Annotated in this window: 8 protein-coding genes; 5 read left to right on the top strand and 3 right to left on the bottom strand. The window is 76.0% G+C overall.

Translation table 11 applies throughout. The annotated features are described in order from the left end of the window. Positions 1-267 (top strand): oligopeptide/dipeptide ABC transporter ATP-binding protein (locus ABZW14_RS33120; protein WP_355354800.1); only part of this gene is annotated, 267 nt, incomplete at its 5' end. A gap of 28 nt (positions 268-295) precedes the next feature. Here ABZW14_RS33120 and ABZW14_RS33115 read toward each other — a convergent pair. Next, the gene (locus ABZW14_RS33115; RefSeq protein WP_355354797.1) at positions 296-1099 is read right to left on the bottom strand and encodes an SDR family oxidoreductase; all 804 of its coding nucleotides are present in this window, start codon (positions 1097-1099) and stop codon (positions 296-298) included. A gap of 76 nt (positions 1100-1175) precedes the next feature. Here ABZW14_RS33115 and ABZW14_RS33110 point away from each other — a divergent pair, with 76 nt between their 5' ends. Beyond that, entirely contained in the window at positions 1176-2594 is a 1419-nt protein-coding gene (locus tag ABZW14_RS33110) for an RtcB family protein (RefSeq protein ID WP_355354794.1), read from the top strand. Positions 2595-2623: 29 nt separating this feature from the next. Here ABZW14_RS33110 and ABZW14_RS33105 read toward each other — a convergent pair whose 3' ends face one another. Then, positions 2624-3052, bottom strand: coding sequence for an archease (locus ABZW14_RS33105; protein ID WP_355354791.1), 429 nt, complete (start codon positions 3050-3052; stop codon positions 2624-2626). Between the two features lie 69 nt (positions 3053-3121). Here ABZW14_RS33105 and ABZW14_RS33100 point away from each other — a divergent pair, with 69 nt between their 5' ends. The 3 genes from ABZW14_RS33100 (at position 3122) to ABZW14_RS33090 (ending at position 5409) form a co-directional block, all read left to right on the top strand. Continuing rightward, positions 3122-3514 carry a hypothetical protein gene (locus ABZW14_RS33100; RefSeq protein WP_355354788.1) on the top strand — a complete coding sequence of 131 codons (393 nt, stop codon included), beginning with the start codon at positions 3122-3124 and terminating at the stop codon, positions 3512-3514. Positions 3515-3599: 85 nt separating this feature from the next. Beyond that, positions 3600-4148 carry a sigma-70 family RNA polymerase sigma factor gene (locus ABZW14_RS33095; protein WP_355354785.1) on the top strand — a complete coding sequence of 183 codons (549 nt, stop codon included), beginning with the start codon at positions 3600-3602 and terminating at the stop codon, positions 4146-4148. Continuing rightward, entirely contained in the window at positions 4141-5409 is a 1269-nt protein-coding gene (locus ABZW14_RS33090; protein ID WP_355354782.1) for a sialidase family protein, read from the top strand. Before ABZW14_RS33095 ends, ABZW14_RS33090 begins: the two co-directional genes overlap by 8 nt. A 63-nt stretch (positions 5410-5472) precedes the next feature. Here the strand turns inward: ABZW14_RS33090 and ABZW14_RS33085 are convergent, their stop codons facing one another. Further along, a complete protein-coding gene (locus ABZW14_RS33085; RefSeq protein WP_355354779.1) occupies positions 5473-6180 on the bottom strand; it encodes a phenylalanine--tRNA ligase beta subunit-related protein in 708 nt (235 codons plus the stop codon). Positions 6181-6182: the final 2 nt, after the last annotated feature.

Raw genomic sequence — 6182 nt, 5'->3', positions numbered from 1 at the left:
CACCCCTACACCCGGGCCCTGCTCTCGGCCATCCCCGACGTCACCACCCTCGGCCCCGCCGGACGCATCCGCCTCACCGGCGACGTCCCCACCCCACTCAACCCACCCTCGGGCTGCCGCTTCCGCACCCGCTGCTGGAAAGCCCAGGAGCGGTGCGCCGAGGACGAACCGGTCCTGGTCACCCGGGACGGCGGAACGCAGCTCACCGCCTGCCACTACCCGGAGAGGGGAGCACTGTCCGAAACCAGGGAGGCGGTGCCGGGCTGACCCACCGCCGACCCACGCAGGCCGGCCCTCACACCGACCGCCAGTCGGACGGAAGCGTCGACGCCTGCGGACCCATCATCAACATCCCCCCGTCCACCGGCCAGGACGCCCCGGTGACGTAGGCGGCGGCGGGCGAGGCGAGCAGGGCGACGACCGCCGCCACCTCCCGGGCGTCCCCCGGCCGCCCCACCGGCACGCCCGGCCGGTCCTCGGTGAACGGGTCCACGTCCTCCTGCCCGGTCATCGGGGTCGCGATCTCGCCGGGCGCGACCGCGTTGACCGTGATCCCGTCGACCGCCAGCTCCTGCGCCATCACCTTGGTGAGCAGGCCCAACCCGCCCTTCGCCGCGCAATACGCCGACGAGCCGACCCGCGGGGCGTGCTCGTGCACGCTGGTGATGTTGATGATCCGGCCGCCCCGGCCGCCCGCCCGCATCCGCCGGGCGGCGCGCTGGGAGCAGAGGAACGGCCCGTCCAGGTCCACGGCCAGCACCTCCCGCCACTTCTCCCAGGCCACGTCGACGAAGGGCGTGGCCAGCCCGGTGCCGGCGTTGTTGACCAGCACGCCGAGCCCGCCGAGCCGGGCGGCCAGGTCGTCGACGACCGCGGCACCCTCCGGCAGCCGGGTCAGGTCCATCTCGGCCACCTCGCAGCGGCGGCCGGTGGCGCGTACCTCGGTGGCGGTGCGCTCGGCGCCGTCCGGGTCGCCGTACCAGGTGATGCCGATGTCGAAGCCGGCCTCGGCGAGCGCCACCGCGCAGGCCTTGCCGATGCCGGAGTCCGCGCCGGTGACGAGGGCGATCCTGTCGTAGTTCTCGTATCGCTGGGGCATGCAGGCGCACTACCCGGACCGGGCGAAAGAGAACCAGACCGGGTGTAACCGGTCCGGGCCGGGGTAGCCGGGCGGGATGGACCTGGTCGAGGAGTCGCCGTACCGATTCCGGATCGACCGGCACGACCCGATGCGGGTGCCGGGGGTCGTCTTCGCGTCCCGGGACCTGCTCCCCGACGCCGGGGCCGACAAGTCACTGGAGCAGGTGGCGAACGTGGCGACCCTGCCCGGCATCGTCGGCGCCTCCTACGCCATGCCGGACGTGCACTGGGGCTACGGCTTCCCGATCGGCGGCGTCGCCGCCACCGACGTGGAGGACGGGGGAGTGGTCTCGCCCGGCGGGGTCGGCTTCGACATCTCCTGCGGGGTCCGGCTGCTCGCCGCCGACCTGGACCGGGCCGCGCTGCGCCCCCGGCTGGACGCCGTGATGGACGGCCTGAGCGAATCCACCCCGCGCGGCATGGGCAAGGGCGCCGTGTGGCACCTGACCGACCCGGCCGAGCTCGACGCGGTGCTCCGTGGCGGCTCCCGGTACGCCGTCGAGCGCGGCTTCGGCGTGCAGCGGGACCTGGACCGCTGCGAGGACTACGGCGCGGTGGGCGACGCGAACCCCGCCCAGGTGAGCGAGCGGGCCGTGGAGCGTGGCGCCCGGCAGGTCGGCAGCCTCGGCTCCGGCAACCACTTCCTCGAGGTGCAGGCGGTGGAGGAGGTCTACGACGAGGCCGTGGCGGGGGCCTTCGGGCTGCGTGCCGGCCAGGTCTGCGTCATGATCCACTGTGGTTCGCGCGGGTTGGGCCACCAGATCTGCACGGACTACGTCCGGGAGATGGAGAAGGTGATGCCCGGGCATGGCATCCACGTGCCCGACCGACAGCTGGCCTGCGCGCCGGTCTCGTCCCACGAGGGCCGGGCCTACCTGGGGGCGATGGCCGCCGCGGCCAACTACGCCCGCGCCAACCGGCAGCTGCTCGCCCACGCCGCCCGGCAGGTCTTCGCCCGGGTCACCGGCTGCGACCTCGACCTCGTGTACGACATCTCGCACAACCTCGCCAAGATCGAGACGCACGAGGTGGACGGGAGGCCCCGCCCGCTCTGCGTGCACCGCAAGGGCGCCACCCGGGCCCTGCCGCCGGGGCACCCCGAGCTGCCCGACGACCTGCGCCCCGCCGGGCAGCCGGTCCTCATCCCCGGCTCCATGGGCACCGGCTCGTACGTGCTCACCGGCGTGGCCGGCTCGCCGGCCTGGGCGTCCACCTGCCACGGTGCCGGCCGGGTGCAGAGCCGCAAGCAGGCCACCAAGGCGGTCCGCGGGCACGACCCGCGCCGCGAGCTGGAGGCGCGGGACATCGCCGTGCGCGGCGCCAGCCGGCGTGGGCTGGCCGAGGAGATGCCGGCCGCGTACAAGGACGTGACCGCCGTGGTGGCGGCGGCCGAGGGCGCCGGCCTGTGCCGGAAGGTGGCCCGGCTGGTCCCGCTCGGCGTGGTGAAGGGCTGAGCCCCCCCGGTGGTGGGGGCTGAGCCCGCTCACACGTCCAGCGTCACCGCGCAGCGCCAGCCGTCCGGCTCGGCGGCGAAGCTCAGCTCGTGCAGCGACACCGCCTTGGGAACCGCGCCGACCAGCTCGACCGCGTCGGTGCCGGTGGTCCGCCAGCGCACCGCCAGGCCGCCGTCCTCGGCCGCACGCACCTCGGTCTCCAGCGGCAGCTCGTCCGCCGTGTCCAGCCGGAAGATCACCTCGTCCAGGACGCCCACCAGCAGGTCGGCGTCGGCGCCCGGCGGCACCCGGAACCCGGTCTCCCCGCCGGCGACCGCCCCTGTGGTGTCCACGAAGGTCTCCACCAGCGCGGTGACCGCCTCGGCCACGCAGCCCTCGCGGTCCGGCGCCCACGCCTCGATACGGATGTCGGCGGTGTGCGGGATGTTCCGGTGCCCGCGGGCCGGTGGTCGCTCCATGCCCCGATCATGCCGCCGCCGGTCGGGTGCCCGACCGGGTTTGTCGCAGCCGGTCGTTAGGGTGCAGGCATGATCGCCGATGACTCCGACGCCGTCACCGTCACCTTCCTGCGCATGATGCGGGCCGAGCTGCGGTCCGAGCGCGTGGGCGAGGACAGCCTCGGCCGCACGGTCGAGCTGGCCCGGCGCTGGTGGGGCGCGGGCGACGCGGCCGACGCCCGGCTCGCCGCCGCGCTGCGGGAACTGCACGGCGAGCCGGTCGACACCGCCGATCCCCGCCAGGTGGCCGACGCGGCGACCGCGCTCGCCGCCGACTCCGGCCTGCTGACCCCGCCCGACCCGCGGGGCGCCGCGGTGGCCCGGTTCGCCGCGAACGCCCGCCGCCTGCGCACCGGTGAGATCACCCCGGGCGAGTTCGACGAGATCATGGCCGCCGACGACCCGGACCGTCCCGACGCCTGACCCGCGGTCCGCTCGAAACGGGATGTCACCGCACCGCCCGCTCGCCGGTCGTAGGGATGAGACGACCGACAAGGGAGGGGACGATGTGGATCCGGAGGAACAGCTCAGCCAGGTGTACGCCGCCTCGGCGGCGCGGCTGGTGGCCCAGATGTACGCGATGACCGGCGACTACGCCGAGGCGCAGGACGTCGTGCAGGAGGCGTTCGTCCGGGCGTTGGCTCGCCCGGGCCGGTTCCGTGAGGTGGTCAACCCGGAGGCCTGGCTGCGCACCGTGGCCCTGAACGTGGCCCGGTCCCGGCACCGCCGGGGGGCGCTGCTGCACGGGCTGATCCGCTCGGGGCGGCTGGTTCCGGCGCCACCCGACGCGCCGGGCCTGTCGCCGGACCATGTGGCGCTCGTGGCGGCGTTGCAACGGCTGCCCCGGTCGGCCCGGGAGACCGTGGTGCTGCACCACCTCGCCGACCTGCCGGTCACCGAGGTGGCGACGCTACTGGGCTGCTCGGTGGAGGCGGTGAAGACCCGCCTGGTGCGGGCCCGCCGCGCTCTCGCCGAGCACCTCGGCGAGGACGACGCCCGACCGGCGCCGTCCGGCCCGGCCACGATCCGGTCGGAGCGGGAGGCGCGCCATGCCTGATCTGGACTTCACCGGCCTGAACGCCGCCGCCCAGGCCGGCTTCAAGCCGCACTTCGCGCAGGTCGTCGCCGCGGCCCGGCGGCGCCGACTCCGGCGCCGGGTCCTCGCCGTCGCCACGGTGGCGCTGGTGATCACCGGCTCGGGCGTCGCCGTGGCGTCCCGGCCGGACACTTCCGTCCCGCCTCCGGTCCGGTTCGGCACGGACCGCACCCCGGACTTCATCCCCACCCCGGGCGCCACGCCCACCGCCGAGCCGGAGGGCCGGCAGATCTTCACCGGCCGTCCCGCTGTCGGCGATTTGAGCCACGTCTACCTGCGCTGGACCGACTGCCGCGACTGCCCGTTGCGCTGGGCCAGCACCGACGACGGGGGCCGGCACTGGCGCACCGGCCCGCTGCCGGTGCCGGCCGACGCCATGGCGGACCTCCGCGCCGTCGCACCGCGCACCGTGGTGGCCTCGTACATCTCCCGCTCCGCCCCGGACAACCGGTCCATGGGGTGGATCGCCAGCACCGACGGCGGGAACACCTGGCGGGAGGTGACCGTGCGGCGGGTCGACGCGCTGCCGGCGGGCTGGCAGGTCCTCGGCGGCCGGCTGCCGGGCCCCAGCGAAGACCCCCTCGTCGCCGTGGATCCGGCCACCGGCGACGTCGCCCAGCTCCGCCAGCGGTCGGCCCTGCGCAACGCCGCGGTGGTCCCGAGCGTGCCGGGCGCCGCCGGCCTCTGGCTCAGCGGCCGGACCGGTCAGCACGTGGGCGACGGCGGTCGGATCATCTGGACCGGCAGCGCCGTCGACGTGAGCCGGGACGGCGGCCGCACCTGGTCGCGGCACGAGTTCCCGGACGGCCTCACCGCCTCCGACGAGGTCGGCGGCCCGGCGGTCGCCACTCACGACGGGCGTACCGTCTACGCGGTCGGCCGGGTGCGGGGCGCCCTGGTGATCTGGCGCAGCGCGGACGGCGGCGCCACCTGGACGCGTGCCGCCGGAACGGCCCGGGTCGGCGAGCGCACGATCCGGGCGGCGGTGCGCCCCGACGGGGTGCTGGTGGTGCAGGCCGGCGTCTCCGCCCGGGAGGACCCGCTGATGTTCGCCAGCTCCGACGACGGCGCGACGCTGCGTCCCGCCCCGCTGGGCCCCGGGGCCGACCCGCGCGCGGTGCCGGGCGGGTACGCGCAGACCGGCTGGCCGGACAGCAAGGGCGCCTGGCTCTCCGCCGACGGCGTCACCTGGACCTGGCTGGATCCGCCGGAGCTGTCCTGACCGTGGGGTGCTCCCGGTGGCCCGTACACCGGGAGCACCCCCGCCGCAGGAAGCCCGGACGTCTCAGGTGCGCATGACGGGCGCCGCGAACTCGGGTGCCCCGGGGGTCAGCACCGCCGTCCGGGCCGGTGCTCCCCAGTCCTCGGCCAGGGCGCCGGCCAGCTCCCGGAGCATCCGGGGCACGGTCTCCGCGCCGCCCTCGTGCATCGCCTCGATCACGACCAGCACCTCGGCGGTCTCCGCGCGCACCGCCGACGCGCCGCTCTGCCGGTGCGTCCAGCGCCGGGAGTGGGCCCGGCCGGCCGCGTCGGCGAAGATGAGCTCACCCGGCTCGGGACGCTCCTCGTTCCCGCCGAGGGTCAGGTAGGTCTCGGTGCCCAAGGCCGGGCGCACGGTCAGGTCCCCGGCGATCCGGGCGAGGTCCAGCACGGCCACCGGCACGGCGTACCCGAGGGAGAGAGCGTTGCCCAGATCGACCAGCGGGTGCAGCCGGGGCAGCGCCCCGTCGCGGCGGAACCGGCGCAGCAGCGACTCGGCGGCGCACCGGTAGCGGGTCGGCGGCGAGCCCGTCCGGGCGAAGGCCCGCCGCCAGGCCTGGATCTCCGGGAAGCCGCCCTCCGTGCCGCCGGCGAGGCGGGCGCGGGCGGTGTCGGCGTACCGGGCCAGCCGCGGGGCGACGTCCACGCCCGGGGTGATCCCGGTGGCGTGCAGGACGCCGCAGGTCAGCTCGGGGAAGGTCGACCAGACCTCGGGGGAGTGGCGGAAGCGCACGG

The organism is Micromonospora sp. NPDC004551, from assembly GCF_040609975.1.
Classification (GTDB): Bacteria; Actinomycetota; Actinomycetes; order Mycobacteriales; family Micromonosporaceae; genus Micromonospora.
This window is presented reverse-complemented; position numbering and strand designations above follow the sequence as displayed.